The sequence below is a fragment of the Thiohalocapsa sp. genome (assembly GCF_019695415.1).
Classification (GTDB): domain Bacteria; phylum Pseudomonadota; class Gammaproteobacteria; order Chromatiales; family Chromatiaceae; genus Thiohalocapsa.
Genome location: NZ_JAIFKJ010000514.1, coordinates 1 through 1,719 on the forward strand (window position 1 = coordinate 1; position 1,719 = coordinate 1,719).

The 1,719-nt window shown below is 61.7% G+C and carries 2 protein-coding genes; both read left to right on the plus strand.

Annotation, left to right across the window (positions count from 1 at the left end):
- Positions 1 to 466: 466 nt before the first annotated feature.
- Positions 467 to 1,282: a UDP-2,3-diacylglucosamine diphosphatase gene (locus I6U14_RS14310; protein ID WP_296900190.1), complete on the plus strand. Its 816-nt coding sequence runs from the start codon at positions 467 to 469 to the stop codon at positions 1,280 to 1,282.
- A gap of 64 nt (positions 1,283 to 1,346) precedes the next feature.
- The coding region (locus I6U14_RS14315; RefSeq protein WP_296900191.1) for a glycosyltransferase at positions 1,347 to 1,719 on the plus strand (373 nt) is incomplete at its 3' end.

A 1,719-nucleotide genomic window follows, 5' to 3' on the forward strand; every position in this document is an offset into this window, starting at 1 on the left:
CCGACGCCATGGTCGCATGTGTCTCGGCCGCCCGGTACCCGTGGGGCCAATAAAACCCCAGCTGACCCTGATCCGCCGGAGCGTCCGGTCCAAGGACGCTGCAAAGATAGGTGTGTTCCGGGGCAGTACAGCGGATGCAGATCGCGCCGGCCGGAGCACTGGAAGCCCTTGCGGTGAGCACCGCGAAAGCGGCTGCTGCCACCAGGATTATCGCACGCATGGTTTGATATCGCCGGATCATCTGGATTGTGCTATTAGATACTGTTAATGACGCTTGCGCTGTGCCGCGCCCGTGCCGTATGCAGCGCCTGTCCACCGGCTCAGGATGCTGGCGGCGTCTTGCGGCGATTTTGGGACGAAACAGCATATGGCGGCGCATTTGGTCGCAGCCTGGCGCGCGGCGGGCCGCTGTCACATGACTGAAACATGAATCGGGTTGTGTTGAAGGTTAACGGGATAAACTGAGGTGCAGGAGCGAGCCCTGACAGCGCAGCCAACGAAACATTATCGGACGCTTTTCCTGTCCGACATCCATCTGGGCACCAAGGCCTGCCAGGCCGAGGCCCTTCTCGATTTCCTCCGCCAGTTCGAGGCCGACACCATCTATCTGGTCGGAGACGTCGTTGACTTCTGGCGGATCAAGCGCAGCCCGCACTGGCCCCAGGCGCACAATGACGTCATCCAGAAGCTGCTGCGAAAGGTCCGCAAGGGGTCGCGGCTGATCTTCATCCCCGGCAACCATGACGAGGCGCTGCGCCCATATTGCGGCCAGCAGTTCGGCGGGGTGGAGTTCAAGCTCAACGATATCTATGAAACGGCCGATGGCCGGCGCTTTCTGATCATGCACGGCGACGAGTTCGACGTGGTGATCCGCTACGTCAAATGGCTTGCGCTGTTGGGCGACTGGGCGTATGTCACCGCGCTGGGCCTGAACACCGCGTTCAACAAGGTGCGCCGGACCTTCGGGTTGTCTTATTGGTCGCTGTCGGGCTATCTGAAACACAAGGTGAAAAAGGCGGTGAACTACATCGGCGACTTCGAGAGCGCGCTGATCGGCGAAGCGCGCCGCCACAATGCCGACGGCGTGATCTGCGGGCATATCCATCATCCGGCGATGCGCCAATTCGAGGATATCCTTTACGTCAACACCGGCGACTGGGTGGAAAGCGGCACCGCTGTCGGCGAGACGTGGGACGGCAAGCTGGAAATGATCCGCTGGATGGACGTTTCCGGAGAGCAGAGCCAGGCCGCTGAACAGCAAGACATCACCAAAGCCGCTTGACGGCTCGGCAGAACCGGACAAGCCAGCATTGAATATTCACTCGCAGCAGCCAATGCGCCTCCTGGTGGCCACCGACGCCTGGCATCCGCAGGTCAACGGCGTCGTGCGCACCTATGAGCATTTCGCCAAATATGCCGAGGCAATGGGGCACACGGTTGCATTCCTGACCCCCAACAGCCGGCCGAGCGTGCCCTGCCCCACCTATCCGGAAATCCGGCTGGCGATGATCTCGCGGCGCGGCGTGCGCAAGGAGATCGAGCGGTTCCAGCCCGATTTCATCCATGTGGCCACCGAAGGGCCGATTGGCCTGGCGATGCGCAATTACTGTCTGCGCGCCGGGCAGCCCTTCACCACCAGCTATCACCCGCGCTTTCCCGAATACGTCGCCGCCCGCGTGCCGATGCCGGTGTCCTGGGGCTGTCCCTTTTCCAACACGT